This window comes from Pseudomonas sp. NyZ201 (assembly GCF_049860765.1).
Lineage (GTDB): Bacteria > Pseudomonadota > Gammaproteobacteria > Pseudomonadales > Pseudomonadaceae > Aquipseudomonas > Aquipseudomonas bharatica.
The window spans coordinates 4,214,013-4,240,745 of sequence record NZ_CP187557.1; the positions used below are offsets into that span (position 1 = coordinate 4,214,013).

At 62.9% G+C, this 26,733-nt stretch carries 26 protein-coding genes, 4 tRNA genes and 1 riboswitch; of the genes, 16 read left to right on the plus strand and 14 right to left on the minus strand.

The window, feature by feature from the left end:
* Positions 1–109: 109 nt before the first annotated feature.
* The 4 genes from clpX to ACPFMA_RS18695 all read right to left on the minus strand — a co-directional run bounded on the left by clpX (position 110) and on the right by ACPFMA_RS18695 (position 4,079).
* On the minus strand, positions 110–1,393 hold the full coding sequence (gene clpX / locus ACPFMA_RS18680) for an ATP-dependent Clp protease ATP-binding subunit ClpX (RefSeq protein ID WP_009400267.1): 1,284 nt from the start codon (positions 1,391–1,393) through the stop codon (positions 110–112).
* Between the two features lie 108 nt (positions 1,394–1,501).
* Entirely contained in the window at positions 1,502–2,143 is a 642-nt protein-coding gene (gene clpP / locus ACPFMA_RS18685) for an ATP-dependent Clp endopeptidase proteolytic subunit ClpP (protein WP_009400269.1), read from the minus strand.
* A gap of 91 nt (positions 2,144–2,234) precedes the next feature.
* The gene (gene tig / locus ACPFMA_RS18690) at positions 2,235–3,548 is read right to left on the minus strand and encodes a trigger factor (RefSeq protein WP_425928442.1); all 1,314 of its coding nucleotides are present in this window, start codon (positions 3,546–3,548) and stop codon (positions 2,235–2,237) included.
* Positions 3,549–3,773: 225 nt separating this feature from the next.
* Positions 3,774–4,079: a DUF6388 family protein gene (locus ACPFMA_RS18695; RefSeq protein WP_420056985.1), complete on the minus strand. Its 306-nt coding sequence runs from the start codon at positions 4,077–4,079 to the stop codon at positions 3,774–3,776.
* Between the two features lie 337 nt (positions 4,080–4,416).
* On the opposite strand from ACPFMA_RS18695, the gene ACPFMA_RS18700 reads away from it, so the two are divergent.
* On the plus strand, positions 4,417–4,659 hold the full coding sequence (locus tag ACPFMA_RS18700) for a hypothetical protein (protein WP_425928443.1): 243 nt from the start codon (positions 4,417–4,419) through the stop codon (positions 4,657–4,659).
* Between the two features lie 187 nt (positions 4,660–4,846).
* Here the strand turns inward: ACPFMA_RS18700 and ACPFMA_RS18705 are convergent.
* The 4 genes from ACPFMA_RS18705 to ACPFMA_RS18720 form a co-directional block, all read right to left on the minus strand.
* Positions 4,847–4,922: transfer RNA gene (locus tag ACPFMA_RS18705), tRNA-His, on the minus strand.
* 72 nt (positions 4,923–4,994) lie between these two features.
* A tRNA-Leu gene (locus ACPFMA_RS18710) sits at positions 4,995–5,079 on the minus strand.
* Positions 5,080–5,132: 53 nt separating this feature from the next.
* Positions 5,133–5,208 (minus strand) — tRNA-His (locus tag ACPFMA_RS18715).
* A 43-nt stretch (positions 5,209–5,251) separates the two neighbouring features.
* A tRNA-Arg gene (locus ACPFMA_RS18720) sits at positions 5,252–5,328 on the minus strand.
* 280 nt (positions 5,329–5,608) lie between these two features.
* Here ACPFMA_RS18720 and folD point away from each other — a divergent pair.
* From folD to ACPFMA_RS18775, 11 genes are all read left to right on the plus strand, one after another.
* Positions 5,609–6,463: a bifunctional methylenetetrahydrofolate dehydrogenase/methenyltetrahydrofolate cyclohydrolase FolD gene (gene folD, locus ACPFMA_RS18725; protein WP_009403826.1), complete on the plus strand. Its 855-nt coding sequence runs from the start codon at positions 5,609–5,611 to the stop codon at positions 6,461–6,463.
* 92 nt (positions 6,464–6,555) lie between these two features.
* Positions 6,556–6,757: riboswitch (cobalamin riboswitch) on the plus strand.
* 118 nt (positions 6,758–6,875) lie between these two features.
* Positions 6,876–8,810: a TonB-dependent receptor plug domain-containing protein gene (locus ACPFMA_RS18730; RefSeq protein ID WP_425928444.1), complete on the plus strand. Its 1,935-nt coding sequence runs from the start codon at positions 6,876–6,878 to the stop codon at positions 8,808–8,810.
* A gap of 140 nt (positions 8,811–8,950) precedes the next feature.
* A complete protein-coding gene (locus ACPFMA_RS18735; protein ID WP_425928445.1) occupies positions 8,951–9,301 on the plus strand; it encodes a (2Fe-2S) ferredoxin domain-containing protein in 351 nt (116 codons plus the stop codon).
* Complete coding sequence (locus ACPFMA_RS18740) at positions 9,298–10,215, plus strand: ABC transporter substrate-binding protein (protein ID WP_064301782.1); 918 nt, start codon at positions 9,298–9,300, stop codon at positions 10,213–10,215. The genes ACPFMA_RS18735 and ACPFMA_RS18740 overlap by 4 nt, the downstream gene beginning before the upstream one ends.
* 133 nt (positions 10,216–10,348) lie before the next feature.
* Positions 10,349–11,266, plus strand: coding sequence for a citrulline utilization hydrolase CtlX (gene ctlX, locus ACPFMA_RS18745; RefSeq protein ID WP_064301783.1), 918 nt, complete (start codon positions 10,349–10,351; stop codon positions 11,264–11,266).
* Between the two features lie 28 nt (positions 11,267–11,294).
* Positions 11,295–12,341 carry an ornithine cyclodeaminase gene (locus tag ACPFMA_RS18750; protein ID WP_425928446.1) on the plus strand — a complete coding sequence of 349 codons (1,047 nt, stop codon included), beginning with the start codon at positions 11,295–11,297 and terminating at the stop codon, positions 12,339–12,341.
* 268 nt (positions 12,342–12,609) lie between these two features.
* Positions 12,610–13,389 carry an ABC transporter substrate-binding protein gene (locus ACPFMA_RS18755; RefSeq protein ID WP_425928447.1) on the plus strand — a complete coding sequence of 260 codons (780 nt, stop codon included), beginning with the start codon at positions 12,610–12,612 and terminating at the stop codon, positions 13,387–13,389.
* 83 nt (positions 13,390–13,472) lie between these two features.
* A complete protein-coding gene (locus ACPFMA_RS18760; RefSeq protein ID WP_425928448.1) occupies positions 13,473–14,183 on the plus strand; it encodes an ABC transporter permease in 711 nt (236 codons plus the stop codon).
* A complete protein-coding gene (locus tag ACPFMA_RS18765; RefSeq protein ID WP_064301786.1) occupies positions 14,180–14,893 on the plus strand; it encodes an ABC transporter permease in 714 nt (237 codons plus the stop codon). Before ACPFMA_RS18760 ends, ACPFMA_RS18765 begins: the two co-directional genes overlap by 4 nt.
* A 3-nt stretch (positions 14,894–14,896) precedes the next feature.
* A complete protein-coding gene (locus ACPFMA_RS18770) occupies positions 14,897–15,721 on the plus strand; it encodes an ABC transporter ATP-binding protein (RefSeq protein ID WP_240500597.1) in 825 nt (274 codons plus the stop codon).
* Positions 15,722–15,733: 12 nt separating this feature from the next.
* The gene (locus ACPFMA_RS18775) at positions 15,734–16,228 is read left to right on the plus strand and encodes an Lrp/AsnC family transcriptional regulator (RefSeq protein WP_009403806.1); all 495 of its coding nucleotides are present in this window, start codon (positions 15,734–15,736) and stop codon (positions 16,226–16,228) included.
* A 107-nt stretch (positions 16,229–16,335) separates the two neighbouring features.
* On the opposite strand, the gene ACPFMA_RS18780 is transcribed toward ACPFMA_RS18775, so the two are convergent.
* Together ACPFMA_RS18780 and ACPFMA_RS18785 are read right to left on the minus strand one after the other, a co-directional pair.
* Positions 16,336–17,702 (minus strand): IS3 family transposase gene (locus ACPFMA_RS18780; protein ID WP_425928449.1). Its coding sequence is split into 2 segments (ribosomal slippage): positions 16,336–17,237 and positions 17,237–17,702, totalling 1,368 coding nucleotides; the frame shifts between segments, so codons are not numbered across the junction.
* 88 nt (positions 17,703–17,790) lie between these two features.
* Complete coding sequence (locus ACPFMA_RS18785) at positions 17,791–19,500, minus strand: putative bifunctional diguanylate cyclase/phosphodiesterase (protein WP_425928450.1); 1,710 nt, start codon at positions 19,498–19,500, stop codon at positions 17,791–17,793.
* A gap of 242 nt (positions 19,501–19,742) precedes the next feature.
* Here ACPFMA_RS18785 and ACPFMA_RS18790 point away from each other — a divergent pair, with 242 nt between their 5' ends.
* The 4 genes from ACPFMA_RS18790 to ACPFMA_RS18805 all read left to right on the plus strand — a co-directional run bounded on the left by ACPFMA_RS18790 (position 19,743) and on the right by ACPFMA_RS18805 (position 22,998).
* Complete coding sequence (locus tag ACPFMA_RS18790) at positions 19,743–20,057, plus strand: helix-turn-helix domain-containing protein (RefSeq protein ID WP_009397077.1); 315 nt, start codon at positions 19,743–19,745, stop codon at positions 20,055–20,057.
* A gap of 220 nt (positions 20,058–20,277) precedes the next feature.
* Positions 20,278–21,582, plus strand: a complete 1,305-nt coding sequence (locus tag ACPFMA_RS18795; RefSeq protein WP_420056994.1) for a C4-dicarboxylate transporter DctA — start codon at positions 20,278–20,280, stop codon at positions 21,580–21,582.
* Between the two features lie 29 nt (positions 21,583–21,611).
* Positions 21,612–22,319, plus strand: coding sequence for a FadR/GntR family transcriptional regulator (locus ACPFMA_RS18800; RefSeq protein WP_064301789.1), 708 nt, complete (start codon positions 21,612–21,614; stop codon positions 22,317–22,319).
* Positions 22,320–22,335: 16 nt separating this feature from the next.
* Positions 22,336–22,998, plus strand: a complete 663-nt coding sequence (locus tag ACPFMA_RS18805; RefSeq protein ID WP_064301790.1) for a GntR family transcriptional regulator — start codon at positions 22,336–22,338, stop codon at positions 22,996–22,998.
* On the opposite strand, the gene ACPFMA_RS18810 is transcribed toward ACPFMA_RS18805, so the two are convergent.
* The 4 genes from ACPFMA_RS18810 to ACPFMA_RS18825 all read right to left on the minus strand — a co-directional run bounded on the left by ACPFMA_RS18810 (position 22,995) and on the right by ACPFMA_RS18825 (position 26,712).
* Positions 22,995–24,044, minus strand: coding sequence for an AI-2E family transporter (locus ACPFMA_RS18810; protein WP_064301791.1), 1,050 nt, complete (start codon positions 24,042–24,044; stop codon positions 22,995–22,997). The genes ACPFMA_RS18805 and ACPFMA_RS18810 overlap by 4 nt on opposite strands.
* A 116-nt stretch (positions 24,045–24,160) precedes the next feature.
* Positions 24,161–24,949 (minus strand): DUF4892 domain-containing protein, encoded by a 789-nt coding sequence (locus ACPFMA_RS18815; protein WP_425928451.1) that lies wholly within the window; start codon positions 24,947–24,949, stop codon positions 24,161–24,163.
* A gap of 117 nt (positions 24,950–25,066) precedes the next feature.
* Positions 25,067–25,921, minus strand: a complete 855-nt coding sequence (locus ACPFMA_RS18820; RefSeq protein ID WP_420056996.1) for an alpha/beta fold hydrolase — start codon at positions 25,919–25,921, stop codon at positions 25,067–25,069.
* Complete coding sequence (locus ACPFMA_RS18825) at positions 25,918–26,712, minus strand: alpha/beta fold hydrolase (protein ID WP_064301794.1); 795 nt, start codon at positions 26,710–26,712, stop codon at positions 25,918–25,920. The genes ACPFMA_RS18820 and ACPFMA_RS18825 overlap by 4 nt, the downstream gene beginning before the upstream one ends.
* Positions 26,713–26,733 lie beyond the last annotated feature (21 nt).

A 26,733-nucleotide genomic window follows, 5' to 3' on the forward strand; every position in this document is an offset into this window, starting at 1 on the left:
GAAATTTGAGCTTGGACTTAATGTGGGGGCAGCCCCGGAAAAAAACAAGCTCTGCGACAGGAAAAGCAAAGGGGCCCGTAGGCCCCTTGCTGGTTTCGCTGCCCAAGACTCAGGCGTCTGGTGCCGCCTTGGCTGGCGGCTCGCTGTTCTCGTAGATGAGCAGCGGCTGGGAAGTGCCATCGATGACGCTCTCGTCGATCACCACCTTGCTGACATCCTTCTGCGAAGGAATTTCATACATGGTGTCGAGCAGGATGCCTTCGAGGATGGAACGCAGGCCACGGGCGCCAGTCTTGCGCTCGAGGGCCTTGCGGGCCACCGACTTCAGCGCATCACTGCGGAACTCAAGGTCCACGCCTTCCATTTCGAACAGCTTGCCATATTGCTTGGTCAAGGCATTCTTCGGCTCGGTGAGGATCTGCATCAATGCAGCTTCATCCAGTTCATCGAGGGTCGCCAGAACCGGCAGGCGCCCGACGAACTCGGGAATCAGGCCAAACTTGACCAGATCGTCCGGCTCGACTTCACGCAGCGATTCGCCAACCTTCTTGCCCTCCTCCTTGCTCCGGACTTCGGCGCCAAAGCCGATGCCGCCGCGGGTGGAACGCTGCTGGATGACTTTCTCCAGGCCGGAGAACGCACCGCCACAGATGAACAGGATGTTGCGTGTATCGACCTGCAGGAACTCCTGCTGGGGATGCTTGCGGCCACCTTGCGGCGGCACCGAGGCAACGGTGCCCTCGATCAGCTTCAACAGCGCCTGCTGCACGCCTTCGCCCGAAACATCGCGAGTGATCGACGGATTGTCCGATTTGCGCGAAATCTTGTCGATTTCGTCGATGTAGACAATGCCCATCTGGGCCTTCTCGACATCGTAGTCGCACTTCTGCAGCAGCTTCTGGATGATGTTCTCGACGTCTTCGCCCACGTAGCCGGCTTCGGTCAACGTCGTGGCGTCGGCAATGGTGAACGGTACGTTGAGCAGGCGAGCGAGGGTTTCGGCGAGCAGCGTCTTGCCCGAGCCGGTAGGCCCGATCAGCAGGATGTTGCTCTTGCCAAGTTCGACTTCGTCGCCTTTCTTGTCGCGTTGATTCAAGCGCTTGTAGTGGTTGTACACCGCTACGGCCAGAACCTTTTTCGCGCGCTCCTGGCCAATGACATATTGGTCAAGGATGGCGCTGATTTCTTTCGGCGAAGGCAATTTATGCGCGCTGCTCTCGGCCTGGGCTTCCTGCACCTCCTCGCGGATGATGTCATTGCACAGGTCGACGCACTCGTCGCAGATAAATACCGAGGGGCCGGCAATCAACTTGCGCACTTCATGCTGGCTTTTGCCGCAGAAGGAGCAATAGAGCAATTTGCCGTTGTCCTCGCCGTTACGGGTGTCAGTCATTCGATCGATCCAATCCGGTAGGCTTGCAACACAAGATGAAGGCAATTGCGGGCTTTTTCAAGTCCGCAGGCAGGCGCTTTCCGCGTCTGCCCGCTCTGGCACCCAGGATCAGGACGCCAGTTGCCGCTTGTCGTATACCGAGTCGATCAGGCCGTACTCGGCCGCGCGCTGGGCGCTCATGAAGTTGTCACGTTCCGTATCGCGCTTGATGGTTTCGAGATCCTGGCCAGTATGGTGTGCCAGCAGCTCGTTCAGACGCGACTTGATGTTGAGGATTTCCTGGGCATGGATCTCGATATCGGTTGCCTGGCCCTGGAAGCCGCCCAACGGCTGGTGAATCATCACCCGCGAATTGGGCAGGCAGTGACGCTTGCCAGCGGCACCGGCAGCGAGCAGGAACGCACCCATGCTGCAGGCCTGGCCGATGCAGATGGTGGAAACGTCCGGCTTGATGAACTGCATGGTGTCGTAGATCGACATGCCGGCAGTTACCGAACCGCCCGGGGAGTTGATGTACAGATGGATATCCTTGTCCGGGTTTTCCGCTTCAAGGAACAGCAGTTGCGCCACTACCAGGTTGGCCATGTAGTCTTCTACCGGCCCGACCAGGAAGATCACGCGCTCCTTCAACAGGCGCGAGTAGATGTCGTAGGCGCGTTCGCCACGGGCGGACTGCTCGATAACCATCGGGACCAGGCCACCGGCGGCCTGGATGTCAGAGCTCTGCTGAATATAAGAATTGCGGGACATGTCCTGCACTCACTCCCAAATAGTCATGGCTTGAATACGCACAAGCCAGCGCGAAGGCTGGCTTGTGGGGTTTTCCTACGAAGAGAGGAAATCACTCAGCGGCGGCAGGTGCCTGTGCTGGCTTGACGGCTTCTTCGTACGAGACCGATTTGTCGGTCACAGTCGCTTTCTGCAGGACAGTATCTACAACTTGCTCTTCCAGCACAACCGAGCGAACTTCGTTCAGTTGCTGGTCGTTCTTGTAGTACCAGGCCACGACCTGCTCTGGTTCCTGGTAGGCCGAAGCCATTTCCTGGATCAGTTCGCGAACGCGGGCTTCGTCAGGCTTCAGCTCGTTCTGCTTGACCACCTCGGCGACGATCAGGCCCAGCACGACGCGGCGCTTGGCTTGCTCTTCGAACAGCTCGGCGGGCAGTTGCTCAGGCTTGATGTTGCCGCCGAATTGCTGAACGGCCTGGACGCGCAGACGGTTCACTTCGTTTTCCAGCAGGGCCTTCGGCACTTCGATCGGGTTGGCAGCCAGCAGGCCGTCCATTACCTGGTTCTTTACCTTGGTCTTGATCGCCTGGCGCAGCTCGCGCTCCATGTTCTTGCGAACTTCGGTGCGGAAGCCGTCGATGCCGGTTTCCTTGATGCCGAACTGGGCGAAGAACTCTTCGTTCAGCTCAGGCAGTTTCGGCTCGGAAACACTGTTGACGGTAACGGTGAACTCGGCGGCCTTGCCGGCCAGGTCCAGGTTCTGGTAGTCCTCGGGGAAGGTCAGGGTCAGAACACGCTCTTCACCCGCCTTGGCGCCGACCAGGCCTTCTTCGAAGCCAGGGATCATGCGGCCGGAGCCCAGAACCAGCTGGGTGCCCTTGGCAGAACCGCCAGCGAAGGCTTCGCCGTCGATCTTGCCAACGAAATCGATGTTCAGCTGGTCTTCGTTCTGGGCAGCGCGATCAGTGGCTTCGAAACGGGTGTTCTGCTTGCGCAGCACTTCCAGCATGTTGTCCAGGTCGGCGTCACTGACGTCAGCGCTCAGGCGCTCGACGGCAATCGATTCGAAACCGGAAACGGTGAACTCGGGGAACACTTCGAAGATTGCAACGTATTCCAGGTCCTTGCCTTTTTCGAACGACTTTGGCTCGACGGCAGGAGCACCGGCCGGGTTCAGCTTCTGCTCGACGACGGCTTCGTAGAAGGAAGCCTGGACCAGATCACCGAACGCTTCCTGACGGGCAGCGTCTTCGTAACGCTGACGGATCACGCTCATAGGCACCTTGCCAGGACGGAAGCCTGGAACCTTGGCGCGACGGGCAGTCTGTTGCAGACGCTTGTTGACTTCGGTCTCGACGCGCTCTGCCGGAACGGCGATGGTCATACGACGCTCGAGAGCGGAAGTATTTTCAACAGAAACTTGCATGAATATTCCTCGTTGCACAGACGTTAGCCGGCGATACCCGACTCCAGAATCAAGGGCAAGCATTCTAGTAGCTCAGACACCAGAAGTCACCCTGTTCGACCCGGAGACGGACAGCATCGGCTCTCAATATTTTTCAGAAAAGCCCGGGCGGCGCCAGCGCAGCACTGCAACCTGCGAGACAGAGCCATTGCACCACCCGAAAAGCAATCGACAAGCCACCCGCGATCAGCCGGAGAGACCGTCGATCTCGTTGAAGTCGCAGTACTCTTCCCAACTCATGCCCAGCGCCTCGGCCACCTCGCGATGAACCTCCAGACGCATGACCTGCAGCTCCTCAGGCGACTCCGCGACAAGCCGCAGCGTCAACTCCCAGGGCTCGATACCCTGCGCCTGCGCCTCATCCTCGAACGCCCACTGGATCTGCTGCCGCTGCTCGACGTCGCTCAACACAGCGATTTCCGCCAGCAACTGCGGGTTGGCCTGGGCGAAGCGCTCCAGCGCAACTGCCTGACGGGACTCTTTAGCAATCATCTTCACTACCTGCTTGCCAGGGCACTGGCACTTGATCAACCCCCTGAAATCTATCAGCTTTTATTCGAGCGTTACCAGCCATCCCACACCAACGGAAGGACACCCGCCAGCGAGTTCGGACCGCACCGATCATCACCAGTGGCCATGTGCCGTAGCCCCGAAACGTTTGGATTGAGTACCGATTTGACCCTCACTGGGGAACCAAAGGCAAAATACCCAGCACGGATCAAGCCGCATCCTGAAGGTTCAACCAGCTTGCGCCACACACCTTTGGGGCACATGCTCTTTTTCAAGAGCAGCGCGTGCCGCACGACCCGCCTCCCGGAAGGATGAATCGATGACCACAGCCGACATGAGCACCGAAGCCGAAAAGATTCACGCCGAGATCGCCAAGCTCATGGCCGAAACAGTCAAGCTGAGCGCTGAGACCGGCAAGCTCGCCGCCGAAAGCGCGAAACTTGCGGCAGAGTCGCGCAAGCTTACACGCGAGACTTTCTGGTACCCGCTGGCCATCGCTTCAGCCCTGGTGGGATCGGTGGCAGCAATCACCGCGCTTACAGTCAAATATCTGTTTACCTGACCCCGGGGCCACCATGGAGCATTACACACCGCCGTCATCGGCAGAATTAGCTCGCCTCAAAGAAAACCTCGGCTTGACCAGCGATGAAATGGCCAGGCTGACCGAATGATCTCGAACCCGCCCCACACGCCTCCGCCCCAAAAAAAGAAAAAGGCGCCTGGTTATTCACCAGGCGCCTTTCAAAATATGGGGTGGACGAAGGGAATCGAACCCTCGACCACAGGAATCACAATCCTGCGCTCTACCAACTGAGCTACGCCCACCATAGCTGTACGCGCTTCTCAGCGCGGTGTTGCCGGCATTCCCGCTTCAACGTGCGACGGGAAAAGCTTGAATGGTGCGGACGAAGAGACTCGAACTCTTACAGCTTGCGCCGCTGGAACCTAAATCCAGTGTGTCTACCAATTTCACCACGTCCGCGTGAAGCATTTAAAGCAAAGGCGCCAGACTTTCATCAGGCGCCTTCTGGAATATGGGGTGGACGAAGGGAATCGAACCCTCGACCACAGGAATCACAATCCTGCGCTCTACCAACTGAGCTACGCCCACCATATTGCATGCTGCTTTTACTTGTGCCAAAGCTGCCTTTGATTGGCGCACCCGGCAGGACTCGAACCTGCGACCATCCGCTTAGAAGGCGGATGCTCTATCCAGCTGAGCTACGGGCGCACATTTAATCTGCTTTCGCTTGCGATTACAAATTAACTTTCGGCCGTACCGAACAAGCCAAAATCCGCTTATTCTGCCCGACCTTGCTAACCAGTGCTAGGCCCTGCCCGACAAGTGAGGCGCATCTTATAGACGCACTGAAATAGCGTCAACAGATTTCTCAAAAAAATTCATTTTATTGAAGGGCTTAGGCTATTTGCCGGACCAAGCGCCTTTGCCCTGCGCGCGGCTCATGAGAGAATGCGCGCTCTTTTTTTCTCTCGATGGTTAATCACCCGTCATGACTGCACAACTTATCGACGGCAAGGCGATCGCCGCCAGCCTGCGCCAGCAGATCGCCCAACGTGTCGTTGAACGTCGCCAGCAAGGGCTGCGCACCCCCGGCCTGGCGGTGATCCTGGTTGGCACCGACCCGGCTTCCCAAGTCTACGTTTCGCACAAGCGCAAGGACTGCGAGGAAGTCGGCTTCATCTCGCAAGCCTTCGACCTGCCCAGCAGCACCAGCCAGCAGGAACTGACCGACCTGATCGATCGCCTCAACGACGACGCGAACATCGACGGCATCCTCCTGCAACTGCCGTTGCCGGCCCACCTCGACGCCTCCCTGCTGCTGGAGCGCATCCGCCCGGACAAGGACGTCGACGGTTTCCACCCCTACAACATCGGCCGCCTGGCCCAGCGCATTCCGCTGCTCCGCCCGTGCACCCCGAAAGGCATCATGACCCTGCTGCAAAGCACCGGGCAGGACCTCTACGGCATGAACGCCGTGGTTGTCGGCGCTTCCAACATCGTCGGTCGCCCGATGGCCATGGAACTGCTGCTGGCCGGCTGCACCGTCACCGTTACCCATCGCTTCACCAAGGACCTCGCCGGCCACGTCGGCCGTGCCGACCTGGTGGTGGTGGCTGCCGGCAAGCCGGGCTTGGTCAAGGGTGAATGGATCAAGGAAGGCGCCATCGTCATCGACGTCGGCATCAATCGCCAGGAAGATGGCAAGCTGGTCGGCGACGTGGTCTACGAGACCGCCCTGCCCCGCGCCGGCTGGATCACTCCGGTGCCGGGCGGCGTGGGCCCGATGACCCGCGCCTGCCTGCTGGAAAACACCCTGTACGCCGCGGAAGAACTGCACAAGTAACCTGCCCGCGCGAATGAAAACGGCACCCCGCGCGGTGCCGTTTTTTATGCCCGGGCGAAAAGCGCAGGTTGACGAACGGTCATCCCGATGGTCAGATGCCGCCCGTTTCAGGTGTCTGCCGCCGCCGCGCGGCAGGTGAAACGGGAAGCCGGTGCGTCCTTGAGGACAAGTCCGGCGCTGCCCCCGCAACGGTAAGCGAGTGAAGCATTCAACAGGCCACTGTGCAGACGCATGGGAAGGCGAAGCGCTTCGATACCCGCAAGCCCGGAGACCGGCCTGGAGCATCACGACTGAAGAACGGATGCGTCAGTCATTTGGCAAACCTGCGGTGGGCGGGCACGAGCCGGTAGACTGGCGCGCGCTCGCCAGCTCCCTCCTGTGCGCTTCCCGAAAAGTCCTTTTCGAGAAGTCAATGAATACACGGTACATCCCCCTGATCGGCTGCCTGCTCGGCGGCAACGGCGGCGCCCTTGCGACGACGCTGGAACTCGATCGGCAAATCGTCTCGGCACCTGCGGTGGAATCCGACACCATCGCGCAGATGGCCCGCTATGGCAGCAAGATCGAAGTGGTGGAGCGCGAGCAGATCGAACGCGCCGGCCCCAGCGCCGATATCACCCGCGTCCTGCAGATGTTCGTCCCCGGCCTGTATGTTGCGCCCAAGCAGGGGCCTTTCGACTACGGCACCTATTCGCTGCTGGGCGGGCGCAACGACGACACCCTGATCATGCTCGACGGTGTGCGCCTGAACAATCGCCTCTACGGCGGCATCTACATCGATACCCTGCCCGCCGCGGCCATCGAACGCATCGAGGTGCTCAAGGGCGGCCAGAGCCTGTTGTTCGGCACTCAGGCGGTGTCCGGAGTGATCAATATCGTTACGCGCAATGCGCGGTCCCGGGAGGCCTCGGGCCAAGTCAACCTGGGCGTGGACAGCTTCGCCGGACGCAATGGCGATGCCCGTATCGAGCGAATCTTCAGCAACGGCTTCGGCGACCTTGGCCTGCTGGCCTATGTCAGCCACAACATTTCCGAGGGCTACCAGCCCTACCGCAGCAGCGCCATCAGCGCAACGGTCAGCGACCGCAAGCGCAGCTACGAGGTCAACACCTTCGGGGCCAAGGCCACCCAGGGTTTCGGCGACGACAGCCGCCTGGAACTGTTCTATCAGTACAGCGCGGCCAGCCTCGACTTCCTGCGCCCCGATGCCAACCGCAACACCACCAACGACCGTGTCCAGCAGATCGCCACGGCCACCTTCCAGCAGCATCTGAACGAGCACTTCAGCTACTTCGTCAAAGGCCACATGAACGACTGGGACACCCGCTACAACCGGGTCTACAACACCAGCGTCGGCGGCATCGAAGTGAAGAACCACAACGACTACTGGGGCTTCAGCGACTGGGGCGTGCAGGCCGAGGGAGAAGCCGTGCTGCCCGGCGGCCACACCCTGGTGTTCGGCAGCGACAACCAGTGGTTCAAGGGCAAGGACGATGTCTTGAAGATCGACCAGAACCAGGCCGAGGCCCACGCCCTCTATCTGCAACTGCGCCCCGAGATTGCCGCCCTGCCCGACTGGCATCCCAGCATCGGTGTGCGCCGCGAGCACCTGAGCGGTGGCGACAGCGCCACCGTGGGCATGTTCACCTCGCTGTACGACCTGACCGACAACCTCAAGCTGCGCGGCCAGTTCGGCTCGGCCTACAAGTTGCCCAACGCCGAGCAGTTGTACGTCAACGAGCCCGGCGACGAGATGGGCAACCCCAACCTCAAGCCGGAGAAAAGCCGCAACGCCGAACTGGGCCTGGACTACAGCAACCTGCTCGACGGCCAGCCATGGAGTGTCAGCGCTACGCTGTTCCATCGGCGCATCGAGGACCTGATCACTCTCGTCGATACCCAATGGGTCAACGGCGACGGCGAAATCACCGTGCGCGGCTTCGAGCTCGACGGCAAGGTGCAGCTCGACGATCGCTGGCAGCTGCAGGCGGACATGACGCGCAACCTGAGCGAATCGCGTAACGGCGCCACCATCAACAACATCCCCGGGTTCTTCGCCCGCAGCCGGGTCGGCTACGAGTCCGCCGACCGTATGTGGGGCGCCGGTGCGGCGATCCGCTATATCGGCAGCGTGGAAAGCCCGCGGGGGATCGACTACGGGCACTACAGCGTGGTGGATGCCGACGCTTATCGGTATCTCGATCTCCAGCGCCAGCATCGCCTGGCCCTGTTGCTGGAGAACCTGCTGGACCGGGACTACACCACCAGCATGGACAGCGGGTCGCGTCGGGTGGGGAACCTGGGAAGGCCGTTTACGGCTGAAGCGCGGTACACCTACAGCTTCTGATTTTGTGCTGTGACTGATGGCCTCATCGCTGCGGTGCGGCGGTCCGACAAGCCAGCTCCCACAGGTACTGCACAGGTCTCAAACTTTGTGCTGAACCTGTGGGAGCTGGCTTGCCAGCGATGCTTTACCAAGGAAACACCATGAACGAACAGGACATACCCACCCACCCCGACTGGTCGCATATCCCCGAACATGCCCGCCACGTCATGCTCTGCACCGGCCCGCGCTGTACCCTGCGCGGGGCGCTGAAGGTGTGGAAGACGGTACGCAACGAGCTGCTCGCCGCCGACCGGATCGAGACGAAAAACGGCGTGCTGCTGACCCGTACCCATTGCCAGTTCCCCTGCAACCTCGGGCCTATCGCCACGGTCTATCCGGACCGTTGCTGGTACCGCATCGCCAGCCACGAGGACGCCCGGCGCTTTGCCCGCGAGCATCTGGTCGGCGGGCAACCGGTCAAGGACCTGCTGCTCGAGCGAGGTACCCAATGAAACACAGCCTCTGGCTCGCCCTGCTGCTGGGCACCAGCGCCCAGGCCCTCGACTACCGCAACTGCGGCGAAGACTGGGCCCTGCGCCAGTCACCGCCCCAGCGCATCCTCGCCCTCAACCAGCACGCAGCCGACATGGTCCTGGCCCTGGAAGCCGGTCCGGCCCTGGCGGCGGTGAGCTATATAGATGACGACGCCAGCGCCCTGGCCGCCAATCACTATCGCGGCGTGCCGCTGTTGTCGCACAAATATCCCTCGCCGGAAGTGTTGTATGCCGGACGCTACGATCTGGTGATCGGTGGTTTTCAAAGCGCCTTCCGCGACGGCGTCGGCCCGCGTCGCGACCTGGCCCGCCACGGCATCGCCAGCTACCTGCTGGAAAATGCCTGCCCGGCAAAACCCGAGGCAAGCGGTTTCCAGGCCATCGAACAGGACCTGCGCACCCTCGGCCGGCTACTTGGCCGTGTGCCCCAGGCCGAACGCCTGATCGCCCGGCAGCATGCCGACCTGAAGGCAGCGCAGCAGCTCGCCGACGGGCACCCGGCACTCAAGGTCTTCTACCTGGACAGCGAAACACGCGGTCTCGACAGCGAAGGCAAGCAGGGTTTCGTCAGCGAGCTGATCGCCAGCGCCGGCGGGCGCAACGTCCTCGCCGACCTCGACCTGAGGCGCGTCACCGTGGACGCCGAAACCCTGCTGCAACTGGACCCGGATGTCCTGCTGCTGGCAGATGCCGTCTGGTCCACCGCCGCTGCCAAACGCGCGTACCTGGCCGGTCACCCGGCCCTTTCCCGCCTGCGGGCGGTCAGGGAAAAGCGCATGATCGACGTGCCGTTCACCCATCTGGTCGCCGGCGAACACAGTGCCCGCACGGCCCTGCACCTGGCCCGTGAACTGGCAAGGATCAACCACTGATAACCGACAGCCGATTCGGCTGCAAAATCGCCGCTTTCAGCTTTCCCGGCTGGGCACTTCATAGGCTTCAGCCGGGATTGCAGCGCCATCGGGAGGACAATGTCCGCATCGCCAACACCTGGATGCGTGCCCGATGCAAACAACAAATACGGTCCTGATGATCCGCCCGGCGCGATTCGCCTTCAACCCGGATACCGCCCGCGACAACCATTTCCAGAAACCGCTGCTGGACGCCGACAGCGCTCAAGACAAAGCGCTGGAGGAGTTCGACGGCTATGTCGATACCCTGCGCCAGCACGGCGTCGAAGTGCTGGTGGTGCAGGACACCCCGGCACCCCATACCCCGGACTCGATCTTTCCCAACAACTGGTGGAGCAGCCACGCCGACGGCAGCCTGGTGCTCTACCCGATGGAAGGCCGCAACCGCCGCCTGGAACGGGACAAGGGCGTGCTGCGTGCACTCGACGAACGCTTCGCCATTCGTACCACCATCGACCTCAGCCCGCTGGAGCAAGCGGATATCTTCCTCGAAGGTACCGGCAGCATGGTTCTCGACCGCGAACACCGCATCAGTTATGCCTGCCACTCCGGGCGCACCCACGGCGAGGCCCTGCGCGAGTTCGCCGAACGCCTCGATTATCGCCTTTGCGTGTTCCACGCCGTCGATCGCCAGCAGGCACCGATCTACCACAGCAACGTGATGATGAGCGTCGGCCGCCAGCTCGCCGTGGTCTGCCTCGACGCCCTGCCCAACGCCGCCGAACGCTACACCCTGGAACGCAGCCTGCGCGATACCGGCAAGGACATCCTCGCCCTGGACTTCGACCAGCTCGAAGGCTTCGCCGGCAACATGCTCGAAGTCCATGACAAGCATGGCCAGCCGCTGCTGGTGATGTCGCGCAGTGCCTGGAACTCGCTGAACCCGGCGCAGCGCCGACAGGCCGAGCGCCACAGCCGCCCGGTGGTAGTGAATATCGACCATATCGAACGCATCGGTGGCGGCAGCGCGCGCTGCATGCTCGCCGAAGTGCACCTGCCCGTTCGTAACTGAAACCGACGCCAAGAAAAAGGAAGCCATCATGACCCGCTATATCGACGTGACCGACCTCAGCCACCTGGTGGCCCGCAAGGGCCTGACCACCTGCCTGGAACAAATGGCCGAGTACATCCGCCAGGACTACCTGCGCTGGCACGACTTCGAAAAGTGCGCGCGGGTGGCCAACCATTCGCCGGACGGCGTGATCGAGCTGATGCCGGCCTCCGACGCCAACCTGTACGCGTTCAAGTACGTCAACGGCCACCCGAAGAACACCCGCAACGGCATGCTCACCGTCATGGCCTTCGGCGCCCTGGGTGACGTCGACACCGGCAAGCCCCTGCTGCTCAGCGAGATGACCCTGACCACGGCGCTGCGCACCGCTGCCACCTCGGCCCTGGCCGCACGCTACCTGGCCCGTCCGGACAGCCGCAGCATGGCGCTGATCGGCAATGGCTCGCAGAGCGAATTCCAGGCCATCGCCTTCCACGCCCTGCTCGGCATCGAGGAAATCCGCCTGTACGACCTCGACCCGCAAGCCACCGCCAAGCTGGCCGCCAACCTTGCCGGCTACCCGGGCATCCGCCTGGTCCTGGCCCGGTCGGTGGCCGAGGCGGTACGCGGCGCCGATATCGCCACCACCGTCACGGCCGACAAGGCCTACGCCACCATCCTGACCCCGGAAATGATCGAACCCGGCATGCACCTCAATGCGGTCGGCGGTGATTGCCCGGGCAAGACCGAGCTGCACCGCGACATCGTCGAACGCTCCCGGGTGATCGTCGAGTACGAGCCGCAAAGCCGCATCGAAGGCGAGATCCAGCAGATGCCGGCCGATTCGCCGGTGACCGAGTTCTGGCAGGTGGTCAACGGGCAGGTCAAGGGCCGCGAATCGGCAGGCCAGGTGACCCTGTTCGACTCCGTCGGCTTCGCCATCGAGGACTACTCGGCGCTGCGCTATGTGCTGGATATGGCCAGGGCCCTGGACATCGGCAGCGAGATCGAACTGGTGCCGGATCTGGACAATCCGAAAGACCTCTACGCCCTGCTTCAGCCGTCAGTCAGCGAAGCGCAGAAAAAACGCGCCTGAACCCAACGGATCCGCCGTGGCAGCACCACGGCGGATCGGAAAACGCTGCGCCAAAGCCTAAACAGGAGGCACCTCGACAGGATCGGCTGCCGCGCGCGCCGCTAACAGCATATTCCGGCAGTCGGCGCCCGCCTTTACGACACAAAAAATCCGCTGCCATCACGCATCCTGAGTCCCTGACCAAAGAGTCACCGTACGACCGAACGGCTCATAACCACGAAGATTTTCCACCGCCCTACATCAACAACAAAACACAGGGAACCCACACATGACCTCACTGCGCAAACACCTCGGCGCGCTCCTCCTGACCCTCTGCACCAGCGCGGCCCAGGCCCAGGAATGGAAGGAAATCCGCTTCGGCGTCTTCCCCGAATATCCACCCTTCGAGTCCGTCGCCGCCGACGGCAGCCTGCAAGGTTTCGACATCGAACTGGGCGATGCCATCTGCGCCAAGCTGGAAGTCAAGTGCACCTGGGTGCACAACGAATTCGACGGCATGATCCCCGCCCTGCGCGCACGCAAGTTCGACGCCATCATGTCGTCCATGGCGGTCACCCCGGCGCGGCAGAAACAGATCGACTTCAGCGACCGCCTGTTCCTCAGCCCGACCTCGGTGATCGTGCGCAAGGGTGCCGACTTCGGCGACACACCCGAGTCGCTCAAGGGCAAGTCGGTGGGCGTATTGCAGGGCTCGCTGCAGGAAGCCTACGCCCGCGCCAAACTGGCGCCGCTGGGCGTGCAGGTCAAGGCGTACCAGGCCCAGGACCAGAACTACGCCGACCTGGTCAATGGCCGACTCGACGCCACCGTCACCGACAAGCTGGAAGCCCAGCTCAACTTCCTGAGCAAGCCCGAAGGCGCCGGCTTCCAGAGCGGCCCGGCGATCAAGGACCCGACGCTGCCGCTGGACATCGCCATGGGCGTGCGCAAGAACGATACCGAGCTTAGGGAGCTGCTGAACAAAGGCATCGCTGCCGTGCTCGCCGATGGCACCTTCGCCAGGATCCAGCGCAAGTATGTCGGCGACCTGGACATCTACAACGAGTGACCCGCCCGGGCGGTGACCCGGGCCCGGCGCCCAGGTCACCGGCACGCCCAAGCCCAACGTCCAACGCCCAACGAGACTTTCCCGTGAACGACTTCCTTCACTCTGTCAGCCTGCAGGGTTTCGGCCCGCTGTTGGCGCAAGGGACCTGGATGACCCTGAAACTGGCCTTCCTGTCCCTCGGCCTGAGCCTGCTGCTGGGCCTGATCGGCGCCAGCGCCAAGCTCTCCACCCTGAGCCTGCTGCGCATTCCCGCCACGCTCTACACCACCCTGATCCGCAGCGTCCCGGACCTGGTACTGATCCTGCTGATCTTCTACACCTTCCAGATCTGGCTCAACGACTTCACCGAGTGGATGGGCTGGGGCTACGTCGAGATCGACCCGTTCGCCGCCGGCGTCCTGACCCTTGGCTTCATCTATGGCGCCTATTTCACCGAGAACTTCCGCGGCGCCATCCTCAGCGTGCCTGCCGGACAACTGGAAGCGGCCACCGCCTACGGCCTGAGCCGCGCCCAGCGTTTTCGCCTGGTGCTGTTCCCGCAACTGATGCGCTTCGCCCTGCCGGGCCTGGGCAACAACTGGCTGGTGCTGCTCAAGTCCACCGCGCTGGTCTCGATCATCGGCCTCGCCGACCTGGTCAAGGCCGCGCAGAACGCCGGCAAGAGCACCAATAACGTCCTGTACTTCCTGATCATCGCCGGGCTGGTCTACCTGCTCATCACCACCCTCTCCAACCGCCTGCTCAAGCGTCTGCAGCGGCGCTACAACACCGGCATCAAAGGGCTCGCATCATGATCGAATTGATCCAGGACTATGGCCTGGCCTACCTGTACAGCGACGGCGCCGGGCTTTCCGGGCTGGCCATGACCCTGTGGCTGTTCGTCGTCACCATGGTCGTCGGCTTCCTGTTGTCACTGCCGCTGGCCCTGGCGCGGGTCTCGCGCAAGCCGTGGCTGCGCTGGCCGGTGGAGTTCTACACCTGGCTGTTCCGCGGCACGCCACTCTATATCCAGTTGCTGATCTGCTACACCGGGTTGTACGGCCTGGAGGTGGTGCGCGATCACGAGATGCTCGACCGCTTCTTCCGCAACGCGCTGAACTGCACCCTGCTGGCCTTCGTCCTGAACACCTGCGCCTACACCGTGGAGATCTTCGCCGGGGCCATCCGCAACATTCCCCATGGCGAGATCGAGGCGGCCCAGGCCTACGGGCTGCATGGCTGGAAGCTGAACCTGTTCGTGGTCCTGCCGGCGGCGCTGCGCCGTTCGCTGCCGTCCTACGGCAACGAACTGATCCTGATGCTGCATGCCACGTCCCTGGCCTTCACCGCGACCATCGCCGACATCCTCAAGGTGGCCCGCGACGCCAATGCCGCGACCTTCCTCACCTTCCAGGCCTTCGGTATCGCCGCACTGCTGTACATGCTGCTGTCCTTCGCGCTGGTCGGGCTGTTGCGCCTGGCCGAACGCCGCTGGATGCGTTTTCTCGTTCCTTCCCGAGGCTGACCCATGACCACTTCCGCACACGCCTTGTCGATTCAACCCGACTTCACTGCTCAACCGAGGGCCGCCCTGAACAGCGCCGCGATCAAGCTGACGGTGGACGCGCTGCACAAAAGTTATGGCGATCACCAGGTGCTCAAGGGCGTCTCGCTGCAGGCGCGCAAGGGCGACGTGATCAGCCTGATCGGCGCCAGCGGCTCGGGCAAGAGCACCATGCTGCGCTGCATCAACTTCCTCGAACAACCGGAAGCCGGCGCCATCACCCTCGATGGCCAGACCATCGAACTGCGTCAGGGCCGCGGCCCGAATCCGGCACAACTGCAAAACCTGCGCACGCGCCTGGCCATGGTCTTCCAGCATTTCAACCTGTGGAGCCATATGACCGTGCTGGAGAACATCACCCTCGCCCCGCGCCGGGTGCTGGGTATCACCCGGCATGAAGCCGAGGCCCGGGCGCGCGCCTACCTGGACAAGGTCGGCCTGCCCGCCCGGGTCGCCGACCAGTACCCGGCCTTCCTTTCCGGCGGCCAGCAGCAAAGGGTAGCGATCGCCCGGGCCCTGGCGATGGAGCCGGAAATCATCCTGTTCGACGAACCGACGTCAGCTCTTGATCCAGAGCTTGTGGGAGAAGTCCTAAAGGTCATACAGACGCTGGCCGAGGAAGGTCGTACCATGCTGATGGTCACCCACGAGATGGGCTTTGCCCGCCAGGTGTCCAGCCAGGTGCTGTTCCTGCATCAGGGGCGCGTCGAGGAACAGGGAAGCGCGAGCATCCTCGACCAGCCGCAAAGCGAGCGCCTGCAGCAATTTCTTTCCAACCGCTTGAAGTGAAACAACGCCACCATGGATACCAAGGCCAACCCGACCCATGCCAACCCGCCGCTGGACCGCATCGACGAAGCGATCATCGATGTATTGCGGCATAACGGCCGGATCACCTACGAAAAGCTCTCGACCCTGGTGCACCTGACGCCCCGGCCTTGCCTGGAGCGGGTGCGCAAGCTGGAGCGGCGCGGGGTGATTCGCGGCTACGGGGCGATCATCGACGTGCAGATGGTTTCGCCGGGGTTGTCCTTGCTGGTGCTGGTGGCGTTGTCGAACCAGAGCGGGCGTTCGGCGCAGAAAGCCTTCGAGGCCTGTGTCAGGGCCTGTCCGCAGGTCTTCGACTGCCAGCTGATCAGCGGGCACTTCGACTACAGCCTGCGCATGCGCTGCCGCGACATGGAGCATTACCGGGTGCTGACCGAGACCTGGATGAACAACGACGAATTGCATATCGACAAGCTGGTGGCGCATCCGGAGCTGGCGGTGGTCAAGAACACCGCGCCACAGCTGTAGATCTTGCAGTGCCTGTACCGGCCCTATCGCTGGCAAGCCAGCTCCCACAGGTTCTGCGGTGTACGCGATTGAGCTGCGCCCCGGATGTTGGACACTTTTGTCTAAAGCTATGCGGCTTGTGCTCTGTACGCTACAGGGCTCAGGCCGCCGAGCTTCATCTTGATACGTTCGTGGTTGTAGTAGCGGATGTAATCATCAATCCCAGCGCGTAATTGCTCGATGCTCTCAAATTTCTCGCGGTAGAAATACTCCGACTTCAGCGTGCCGAAAAAGCTTTCCATCGCCGCATTGTCCAGGCAGTTGCCCTTGCGCGACATGCTCTGTTCCAAGCCCGCTTCTTTCAAGCGCTGGCGGTAATCCGGATAGCGATAATGCCATCCCTGATCTGAGTGCAGCATCGGCTTACTGTCAGTCGGCAGCTTCTCCAGCGCTCGTTCAAGCATCGTTCCCACCAGGGTGTAACGCGGCCGAGTATCCGTTTGATAGGCCACGATCTCCCCGTTGTACAAGTCCAGAACTGGCGACAGATAAAGCTTTTCTCCAGCCACCTTGAACTCGGTAACGTCTGTCACCCATTTCTGATTCGGCTGATCAGCAGCGAACTCCCGGTTCATGGTGTTCGGCGATGCTTCGTCCATCAGCCCTCTGTACGACTTGTATTTCTTCGGTCGTACCGTGCACTTGAGGTCCAACTCGCCCATGAGGCGGCGCACTTTCTTGCCGTTGATCACGTGCCCTTTCTGGCGCAGCGCAGCGGTCATGCGACGATAACCATACCGGCCCCTGTGGTGCTCCTGAATGCCCCGCATCGCCTGTTTCAGTGGAGCGTACTTATCCTCGGCGCCCTCGCCCCCGAAGTAGGTGTAGTAAGTGCTACGAGGCAAACCAGCAGCGATCAGCAGGTATTTCAGCCTGAACTGTCGGCGCAGCGCGGTAATCAGCTGGGCTTTTTCCTTACTGCCCGGGTCTGCCTGAGCTTCGCCTCCTCTAACTCCTCGAGCTTTTTTAGGTAGGCGTTCTCCGCTTCAAGCATGCGAACTTTCTCTAGTAACTCTTTGGGCGAGAGGTCCTCGTTACGCACGGCTGCAGGCTTGGAGGACTTGGCGGAAGGCTTGGGCATGGTGCGGGTTGAACTCTTTTCTACAGAAAGCTGGTTTGCGAGCCCGTCACTGTAATACTGGCGCAGCCATCTGCCCAGCTGACTAGAGTTACCTAGGTTGAACAACGCTGCGGCGGCGCGCTGAGAAAGACGGTCATTTAGCATGCGGTGAAGCACCGTAATCTTGAATTCGGCGCTGTGGCGCTGATGGCGACGCTCAAGGCTGGACCTGCCGTGTTGCTGATAGGCCACGACCCAACGGCGAAGCAAGGTGGGATCTATCTGGAACTGGTTCGCCACATGACGGAAACCTCGGCCTCGCTTGAGGAAGGCTTCGATGGCGGACAACTTGAACTGCTTTGAATACTTGGTCATGCAAAACACCCCGATGTTGGATTTTTTGTCCAACATCCGGGGCGCAGCTCAGATCCCTGTGGGAGCTGGCTTGCCAGCGATAGGGCCATCAGCATAACTGCGCCCCGAGAGCCTTGACCTGCCACTCCTGCGGCTGCCGGTACCCCTCCACCCATTCCACCACCTGCCACGCCGGCATCGGTCGGGCAATGCCGTAGCCCTGGGCGATGTCGCAGCCCAGGTCCATCAGCAATTCGCCATGGGCCACGGTCTCCACGCCTTCGGCAATCACCTGCCGGTCGAACTCCCGGGCCAGGCCGATCACCGCACGGGTCAGGGCCAGGTCGTCCTGGTCATGCAGAATGTCCTGGATAAAGGATTTGTCGATCTTCATGGTCTGGGTCGGCAGCCGCTTGAGGTAGCTGAGCGACGAATAGCCGGTGCCGAAATCGTCCAGCGAGAAGCGCACGCCGAGGCGCTGGCAGGCCTGCAGGCAATCGCTGACCCGCTGGAGATTCTCGATCGCCACCGATTCGACGATCTCCAGGTCGAGCATCTGCGGCGCCACCGAGGCATGCCGTGCCAGCAGGCGCTGCAGGCGCACGACGAAATCATCGCGCTGGAAATGCCGCGCTGCGATGTTCACGCTCACCGGCCAGTGGCAGCCCTGCGCCTGCCATTGCTGCATCTGCGCCAGGGCGCGATCGATCACCCACTCGCCTATATCGACGATCAGGTCGGTACGCTCTACCAACGGCAGGAAATCCCCCGGCGGTACCACGCCGCGCAGTGGATGGTGCCAGCGCAGCAGCGCCTCGAACCCGACCACCGTGCCACTGCGCATGTTGACCTTGGGCTGGTAGTGCAGCGACAGGTCGCCGTGATGCAGGGCATGGCGCACCTGTTCGACGGTCTGGTGGGTGGCCTTGACCTCCTTGTCCAGCGACACGTCGAACAGGTGGTAGCGATTACGCCCGCGCTGCTTGGCCAGGTACATGGCCTGATCGGCGTGGCGCAGCAGGGTGTCGGCATCATCGTCGTCATGGGGGAAGCGGGTCACGCCGATGCTGGCGCTGACGCTGATGGAGCGCCCGCGGATCATGCAGGGCTCGGCCAGGGTACGGAGGATCCGGTCAAGGCTGTCCTGCAGGCAGGGTGGCCCGTGACGGTCACCGAGGATCAGCACGAACTCGTCGCCGGACAAACGCGCCAGGGCATCGCCGGGGTCGAGGAAACGCTTAAGGCGCCGCGCCACCTCCACCAGCAGCAGGTCGCCGCTGTCATGGCCATAACCATCGTTGACCGCCTTGAAACCGTCGAGATCGAGCATGCACACCGCCAGCGAGGTTTTCGCCATGCGCGCACGCTGCAGCGTTGCTTCGAGCAGTTCGCCGATGCAGGAACGGTTGGGCAGGCCGGTCAGCGGATCATGCCCTACCCGCCATTCCAGGCTGTGCAGCATCTGCCGCTTGTGCGTGACATCGAAGCGGATCGAGGCGTATTTGCGCAGCTCGCCAGTGTCGCGGTCGAACAGCGGCACGATGGTGCTGTCGACCCAGAACAGCGAACCGTCCTTGGCCCGGTTGCACAGCTCGCCCTTCCACACCTCGCCGGCGGTCAGGGCCCGCCACATCTCCCTGAACACCTCAGGGCCATGCTGGCCGGACTTGAGGATACGGTGGTCGGCGCCCAGCAGCTCTTCCCGGCTGTAGCCGGAAATGGCACAGAACTGCTCGTTGACGTAGGTGATACGCCCGTCGAGGTCGGTCTCGGAGAAGATCGCCGCGGCGTCCACGGCAGTACGGTAGCCCTCACCCATGGGCCACCCCGACATAGGACGTCTGCTGCGCGGCAGTGATTGGCAACTTGGAACGCACGATAAAGCTCCATGAGCCGCAGAAATACACGGGTTGTTCTCACCGAAGCCCGCTGCGGGAAAACCTGTCCAGGGAGCAAATTCTACGAGAAGCATCACCTTTTGCAATCCAAGGTGATGGCACCAGAGGTTGTCCTTTAAAATTATTTGTCGTTAAGTTCTTGATTCTAAAAGGGAATTGAGCGATGGAAATTTCAAGTTTGGGGTCTGCCATCAGACGCTATCGCAAGGTGGCCGGGCTTACCCAGGCGGAATTGGGGGAGAGAGCCGGGTTCGACCCCAAGACCATAAGCCGCTTCGAAACCGGCACCTACACCCCCAGCGTCGAAACCCTTGTCATTTTTGCCCGCATCCTGGGCGTCAAACTCACCGCCTTCTTTACCGACCTCGATAGCGAAGAAGAACAACGCGCCTATCTGTTCGGTGTCATCCACAAAGCCCCGCGCCAGGACCTGAGCAAACTGATCGCCGCTGTCGATCAGGCGCTCTCGGACAACTGACGGCAGGCATCGCGACGGAATGGTTCGCACTTTGGAAATGCAATATCAATACGCCTTTACTGGTCAGACCGGTAAAACCAATTATCGCCTGCCCCCTTGCGCCAGCGAAAAATCGGTGGGTATAGTGGCCGCGCACTGGACATACCGGTAAGACCACAATAATTAAGTCCGACGCGCCATCTTCCCCATGGCAGCCGGACACCGACCAGAGATCCCTCCCATGCTTAAATGGTGCTCGCGTTCGATCTTTCTCCAAGTAGTGCTCGGCCTGATGCTCGGCATCGCCTGCGGCCTGAGCTTCCCCGACCTCTCCCTGCAACTCAAGCCCCTCGGTGACGGCTTCATCAAGCTGATCAAGATGCTGATCGGCCTGATCGTGTTCTGCGTGGTGGTCAGCGGCATTTCCGGTGCCGGCGACCTGAAGAAGGTCGGGCGCATCGGCCTGAAATCGGTGGTCTATTTCGAAATCCTCACCACCATCGCCCTGGTCCTGGGCCTGGTGCTGGCCTTCAGCACCGGTATCGGCAGCGGCGCCAACATCCACCTGGACCAGCTCTCGGCCACCGATGCCGGTGCCCTCGCCGAGCGCGGCCAGCATATCCATAGCACCACCGCGTTCCTCATGGACCTGATCCCGACCTCGGTGATCGGGGCCTTCGCCGATAACAACATCCTCCAGGTCCTGCTGTTCTCGGTGCTGTTCGGCAGCGCCCTGAACCTGGTGGGCGAATCGGCTTCGGGCATCTCGCGGCTGATCAACGAACTGAGCCATGTGATCTTCCGCATCATGGGCATGATCGTGCGCCTGGCACCGATCGGCGTATTCGGTGCCATCGCCTTCACCACCAGCAAGTACGGCCTGGACTCGCTGCAACACCTGGGCGGCCTGGTAGCGCTGTTCTACCTGACCTGCGCCGGCTTCGTCCTGCTGATCCTTGGCGTGGTGATGCGCGTGTCCGGCCTCAAGCTGCTGCCCTTCCTCAAGTACCTGCGCGAAGAACTCACCATCGTCCTCGGCACCGCTTCGTCCGACGCCGTGCTGCCGCAGATCATGCGCAAGCTCGAGCACCTGGGCATCGGCAGTTCCACCGTCGGCCTGGTAATTCCAACCGGCTACTCCTTCAACCTCGACGGTTTCTCCATCTACCTGACCCTGGCCATTGTCTTCATTGCCAATGCCACCGGCACGCCGCTGGCGATGACCGACCTGCTGACCATCCTCCTGGTGTCGCTGGTGACCTCCAAGGGTGCCCATGGCATTCCAGGCTCAGCGCTGGTGATTCTTGCCGCGACCCTCACCGCGATCCCGGCGATACCGGTAGTAGGCCTGGTACTGGTGCTGGCGGTGGACTGGTTCATGGGCATCGGCCGCGCGCTGACCAACCTGATCGGCAACTGCGTGGCCACCGTGGCGATCGCCCGCTGGGAGAAGGACATCGACCTGGATCGCGCCCACAACGTCCTCGACGGCAAGCAGGGCTACAGCTTCCAGCCGCGCAAGACGGCACACCAGCAAGAATTCTGAAGCATGACCGATAGTTCCTGGAGCAACCTGTGATCACCTCATCGACCGTAGTCAACGCAGTAGTGGAAAAACTGCGCCAGGCCCTGGCCCGAGGCCAGTGGCGCTCCGGCGAGATGCTGCCGGGGCAGCGCGAACTGGCCGAGCAACTGGGCATCAGCCGGCCCAGCCTGCGCGAAGCGGTGACGGTACTGGAAACCCTTGGCCTGGTGCGATCCATGCCAGGCAAGGGCGTCCTGGTGCTCGATCCCGATACCGCCGAGCCGACGCTGGTCCCGGCCGCGTCGGTGGCCGAGGCCAGCCTCGAGGATGTACTGCAACTGCGCTACACCCTCGAGCCGTTTATCGTCGGGCTGGTGGCGCAGTCCATCAGCAGCAGCGAGACCGGGCAATTGCGCCTGACCCTGATGGACATGCGCGAAGCCCTTGAAGCCGACGACGCCGAAGCCGGGGTCGGTGCCTACATCGCCTTCCATGAGGCGCTGTTCGCCCTGACCTCCAACCCGATCTTCCAGAGCGTGGTGCAGCAGACCAGCAACGCCCTCAAGCAGAGCGCCCAGGTGCTGCGCAAGTCCCCCGAGCATCTGGCCGCGCGCCTGGCGGAGAACGAAGCGGTGGTACGCGCCATCCGCAACAAGGACAGCGCCCAGGCCAGCGCCCAGATGCGCCGGCACATCCTCGCCGAGGGGCGGCGCATGGGTATCGAACTGAAGATCCCGGACGAGCAGCCGGGTCATTGACTACAGGAGAGCGAAGATGAATACCTCCCTGCCCTTCCTCATGGCCGGCGGCGGACGCCGGATGTCCGCGGACGAGATCTATCCGCAGCTGTTCGACGCCATCCTCGAACAGCGCCTGGGCCCAGGCACGCCATTGACCGAACTCGCCCTCGGCGAAGCATTCGGGGTGAGTCGCACGGTGATTCGCCGGGTGCTGGGCCGGCTGTCGGACCAGCAGGTGATCGTCCAGCGTCCGGCCCATACCGCGCGCCTGGCGGCGCCGGACCCTGAACAGGCGCGGCAGGTCTTGAGTGCCCGGCGCCTGGCGGAAACCACCCTGATCGAACTGGCCGCACAGCGCTCGCGGCCGGGGCAATTGCGCCAGCTGCGCGAGCTGATCGCCCGCGAGCGCCTGAGCCACGAACAGGGCCAGCGCTGCACGGCGATCCGCCTTGGCGGCGAGTTCCACCTGAAGCTTGCGGAGATCGCCGACAATGCGCCACTGACGCGTTTTCTCAACGGCCTGGTACCGATGACCTCATTGATCATCGCCAAGTACGAACAGCATGGCTGCGAGCACTGCGCCTGGCAGGAGCATGCGGCACTGGTGGATGCGCTGGAGGACGGTGACAGCGAGGCCGCGTTGCGTCTGATGCACGTGCATCTGGACCGCATCGAGGCCAAGCTGGATTTAGGTTAAGCGCGATTCGCCGGGCCGCTGCGATTGGACCAGTCCACCAGCAGGCTGTAGCCCACCGCCAGCAGGGTCGGGCCGATGAACAGGCCGATGAAGCCGAACGCCAGCAAGCCGCCGAAGACGCCGAGCAGCACGATCACCAGCGGCAGGTCGCCACCGCGGCTGATCAGGTAGGGCTTGAGCACGTTGTCCACGCCGCTGATGATGAAGGTGCCCCAGATCCCCAGGAAGATGGCCATGCCGTAGTCACCCTTCCAGGCCAGCCAGGCGGTGGCGGGTACCCAGGCCAGCGGCGGGCCCATGGGGATCAGGCTAAGCATGAAGGTCACCAGGCCGAGCACCAGCGCCCCCGGCACCCCGGCGATCAGGAAGCCGATCAAGGCCAGCAGGCCCTGGGCGGCGGCGGTGCCGATCACCCCGTTGACCACCCGCTGCACGGTGCCGGCCACCAGGCCCAGGTAGTAGGCGCCGCGATCGTCCACCAGGCGCTCCAGCAGGCGCAGGACGAAAGCCGACAGACGCGGCCCGTCGCGATAGAAGAAGAACACGAAGACCAGGCTGAGGATCAGTTCGACGACACCACTGCCCAGTTGCGCGCTGCGGGCCAGGATCCAGTTGCCGACCTGCCCGAGATGCGGCTTGACCGTGGTCAGCAAGGCCGCGCCCTGCTGATCGAGTGTGTTCCAGTAGCGCACCAGGCGTTCACCGAAGAAAGGCACGCTGCCCAGCCAGGCCGGGGCGTCCGGCAGGCCGTCGACCTGCACGTCGCGGATGAATGCCGTGGCGTCACGCACATGGTCGGCCAGGTTGAAGCCAAGCCAGACCAGGGGCAAGGCCACCAGCAGTAGCCACAGGCAGGTCAGCAGGCTGGCCGCAAGGGTTTCGCGCCCACCGCACCAGCGCGTCACCAGGCGCATCAGCGGCCAGCTGGCAAAGGCCAGGATCGCGCCCCAGAGCAGCGCGGAAATGAACGGGGCCATGACCCACAGGGCGGCGCCGAGCAGGGTCAGCAAGAGGATCTGCACCAATAGGCGGTCGTTGTTGAGCATGATGAATCCTTGGCTTGACGCAAAACCCTGTGGGAGCGGGTTCACCCGCGATTGCGGTATTGGGGCCGCTGACGCAATCGCGGGTAAACCCGCTCCCACAAGGGACCAGTGTCGCTTTAGCGGATCAGTTCCACATGCAGGCCGGCAGCCGGTTTGTCGCCGGTCTCCAGCCTGGCCGCCCGCACACCCGCCGCACTCAGCTGGTCATTCCACGCCACCGCCTCCGCCCCGGTCAGGCTGACCCGCAGGCTGCTGTCCAGGTTCAGGCTGCGTGCCAGCAGTTCCACCCAGGCCTTCGGCGGCTCGCCATCGAGGTCCGGGTAGTCCAGCTTGCCCGTGCTGCGCAATTCCCGCAGCACCGTGGCCGGGGTCGGCAGCAGGTCGCCCAGCGGCGCATTGGCCTCGAATTTCTCCACATGCAGGAAGGCCCGCTTGTTGCCACGGGTGATGGCGTACAGGGCGACCAGGGTGTCGTGGTCGTCGCCGGAACGGCGCAGCAGGATGAACGCCTGGTCCTCGTCCGAGCCATACAAGCGTGCATTGCGGAATATCTCGTTGGCCCACAGGCTGCTTTCGCCGCAGTCGCGCCGCTCGCACCAGAACAGCGGATAGCCGCCGTCGGCCTGCAAGGCTTCGCGGGCGGCGGTGAAGGCTTCGCCGGCACTGCGCTCGGGCGGCAATTGCCAGGTGGTGGAGCTGACCTGGCCACGGCTTTCGACCTTGCCTTCCATGCGCAACTGCCCGCTGATCTTGCGCAGCGGACCCAGCGGATAGACGCGCTCCTGCTCCCGCGCCGGCTGTTCGTCGAACACCTTGGCATCCTGCGGAATCGGCAGTTCGCCAGCGGCCTGGGCAGCGCCGGCGACCAGCAACAGCGCGGTAAGAACGAACCGGACGGCACTCATCGGCGAACCCCGCCGGCATGGCCGGCGTGGCGTACGGAAAGGGGGCTGCTGTCGTGCTGGGTCATGATTGTCTCCCTGATCAAAACCCGCCAAGCCTCGACAGTTGCCCGTTACAAGTCAAGGAATGGCAAAGAAGCGATTGAAACAGTCTGCAACAAGCGTTGCGCCGGCCTCGTCGTTCAGGTGCAGGTGATGGCCACCGGGCAAATGTTCCAGAGTGAAGGGTAGCTGCTCGAGCAGGCTCGTGTTGCGCGCCAGCATGCCGTCGTCGGCCACCACCAGGGTGGTCGGGCAGGCAATGCGCCGGACGAAACTCAGCGCCTGCTCTTCGCTCATGCGCAGCGGCGACGGCAGGGTCAGGCGGCTGTCGCTGCGCCAGCTGAAACCGCCCGGCACCGGCACCAGGCCGCGCTGGGCGAGGAGTTCGGCGGCCTCGCGGGTGACCGCGACCATGCCCTTCATCCGTGCTTCCACCGCCCGGTCCAGCTCGGCATACACCGATTTGCGCTTGCCTTCATGGCGCAACTGCGCCTCCAGGGCCATGCCCATGCGCTCGGCGGCATCCTGCGCCGCCGCACCCGGCGGAATCACCCCGTCGATCAAGGCCAGGCGCTGGATCCGCTCGGGCAGGCTGCCGGCGAGGATCACCGAAACGATCGCCCCCAGCGAATGCCCGAGCAGGGAAAAACGCTCCCAGCCCAGTTGCCCGGCAACCCGCAGCACATCATGGGCGTAGTCCCATAGGGCGTAGCCGGCACCGGCCGGCCGGTGTCCCGAGTAACCGTGCCCGGCGAAATCCAGGGCGACGATGCGCAGCCCGTGCAGCCTGGGCGCCAGGCGGGCAAAGCTGTTGGCGTTGTCCAGCCAGCCATGCAGGGCGATCACCGGCCGGCCATCCTCGGGCCCGTACAAATGCGCAGCCAGTTCGATATGCCCAAGGTCCAGGCGGATTTCCTCGACGGGATGGCTCATGCCGAGCGCTCCTGCCAGCGCTGGAACACCGAGCGGATCAGGCGCGCGGTATCGTCCGGACGCTCCAGCGGGAACATGTGCCCGCCGGCGACGCTGTGGTTTTCGCCCAGCGGCATGCGCCGTACCGCCTGGGCGTGGTGGGCGCGGACGATGCGGCTGTGGCTGCCGCGCACCATGGCCAGCGGCACCTTGAGCTTGCCGGGCGATGCCGGCCGGGTGTGCGGGATGCTGCGGTAGATGCGCATCTCGATGGCCGGGTCGAAAGCCAGGCGCAAACCCTCGCCTTCGGTCTTCAGGCCATGTTGCAGGTAGGCTTCCAGGCAGTCCGGGTCGAAGGCACGGAACAGCGACTTGGCGGAGAAGTAGGCGCGGGCCTGGTCAAGGTCGTCGAAGGCTTCGCGGCGGCCCTCGGTGCGCCCGGCCGGGGTGATCCGGTCGATGAAGCCCCAGCGCTTGGCCAGGCGGATCAGCCACTGGTCGGCGAGGGTCAGCACCGGCGAGTCGAGCATCACCACCCCGCGGTACAGCTCGGGGCAGCGCAGTGCGGCATGCAGGTGCAGCACGCCGCCAAGGGAATGGCCGACGCCCCAGACCGGTTCGCCTTGCCGTTCCAGGTGATGGATCAGCTCGTCCACCAGCAGCAGCCAGTTGTCCCCGGCCGGAAAGCGCGGGTCGTGGCCGTGCTGTGGCAGATGCTGGACCTGGTAATCCGGCGCAAGCCCGGCGAACAGCTTGCCGTAGGTGGCCGAGGGGAAGCCGTTGGCATGGGCGAAGAAGATCTGTTGCGACATTTTCGGACGGCCTGCTGCGGA

Excerpts from the sequence above, each read along its gene's own strand:
- ACPFMA_RS18740 (WP_064301782.1), top strand. The coding sequence starts at position 9,298 with ATGAAACACAGCCTCTGGCTCGCCCTGCTGCTGGGCACCAGCGCCCAG.
- ACPFMA_RS18790 (WP_009397077.1), top strand. The coding sequence starts at position 19,743 with ATGGAAATTTCAAGTTTGGGGTCTGCCATCAGACGCTATCGCAAGGTG.
- ACPFMA_RS18735 (WP_425928445.1), top strand. The coding sequence starts at position 8,951 with ATGAACGAACAGGACATACCCACCCACCCCGACTGGTCGCATATCCCC.
- ACPFMA_RS18815 (WP_425928451.1), bottom strand. The coding sequence starts at position 24,949 with ATGAGTGCCGTCCGGTTCGTTCTTACCGCGCTGTTGCTGGTCGCCGGC.
- ACPFMA_RS18730 (WP_425928444.1), top strand. The coding sequence starts at position 6,876 with ATGAATACACGGTACATCCCCCTGATCGGCTGCCTGCTCGGCGGCAAC.
- clpX (WP_009400267.1), bottom strand. The coding sequence starts at position 1,393 with ATGACTGACACCCGTAACGGCGAGGACAACGGCAAATTGCTCTATTGC.
- tig (WP_425928442.1), bottom strand. The coding sequence starts at position 3,548 with ATGCAAGTTTCTGTTGAAAATACTTCCGCTCTCGAGCGTCGTATGACC.
- ACPFMA_RS18765 (WP_064301786.1), top strand. The coding sequence starts at position 14,180 with ATGATCGAATTGATCCAGGACTATGGCCTGGCCTACCTGTACAGCGAC.
- ACPFMA_RS18810 (WP_064301791.1), bottom strand. The coding sequence starts at position 24,044 with ATGCTCAACAACGACCGCCTATTGGTGCAGATCCTCTTGCTGACCCTG.
- ACPFMA_RS18820 (WP_420056996.1), bottom strand. The coding sequence starts at position 25,921 with ATGAGCCATCCCGTCGAGGAAATCCGCCTGGACCTTGGGCATATCGAA.
- ctlX (WP_064301783.1), top strand. The coding sequence starts at position 10,349 with ATGCAAACAACAAATACGGTCCTGATGATCCGCCCGGCGCGATTCGCC.
- ACPFMA_RS18775 (WP_009403806.1), top strand. The coding sequence starts at position 15,734 with ATGGATACCAAGGCCAACCCGACCCATGCCAACCCGCCGCTGGACCGC.
- clpP (WP_009400269.1), bottom strand. The coding sequence starts at position 2,143 with ATGTCCCGCAATTCTTATATTCAGCAGAGCTCTGACATCCAGGCCGCC.
- ACPFMA_RS18795 (WP_420056994.1), top strand. The coding sequence starts at position 20,278 with ATGCTTAAATGGTGCTCGCGTTCGATCTTTCTCCAAGTAGTGCTCGGC.
- ACPFMA_RS18695 (WP_420056985.1), bottom strand. The coding sequence starts at position 4,079 with ATGATTGCTAAAGAGTCCCGTCAGGCAGTTGCGCTGGAGCGCTTCGCC.
- ACPFMA_RS18700 (WP_425928443.1), top strand. The coding sequence starts at position 4,417 with ATGACCACAGCCGACATGAGCACCGAAGCCGAAAAGATTCACGCCGAG.
- ACPFMA_RS18750 (WP_425928446.1), top strand. The coding sequence starts at position 11,295 with ATGACCCGCTATATCGACGTGACCGACCTCAGCCACCTGGTGGCCCGC.
- ACPFMA_RS18805 (WP_064301790.1), top strand. The coding sequence starts at position 22,336 with ATGAATACCTCCCTGCCCTTCCTCATGGCCGGCGGCGGACGCCGGATG.
- ACPFMA_RS18770 (WP_240500597.1), top strand. The coding sequence starts at position 14,897 with ATGACCACTTCCGCACACGCCTTGTCGATTCAACCCGACTTCACTGCT.
- ACPFMA_RS18785 (WP_425928450.1), bottom strand. The coding sequence starts at position 19,500 with ATGGGTGAGGGCTACCGTACTGCCGTGGACGCCGCGGCGATCTTCTCC.
- folD (WP_009403826.1), top strand. The coding sequence starts at position 5,609 with ATGACTGCACAACTTATCGACGGCAAGGCGATCGCCGCCAGCCTGCGC.
- ACPFMA_RS18825 (WP_064301794.1), bottom strand. The coding sequence starts at position 26,712 with ATGTCGCAACAGATCTTCTTCGCCCATGCCAACGGCTTCCCCTCGGCC.
- ACPFMA_RS18755 (WP_425928447.1), top strand. The coding sequence starts at position 12,610 with ATGACCTCACTGCGCAAACACCTCGGCGCGCTCCTCCTGACCCTCTGC.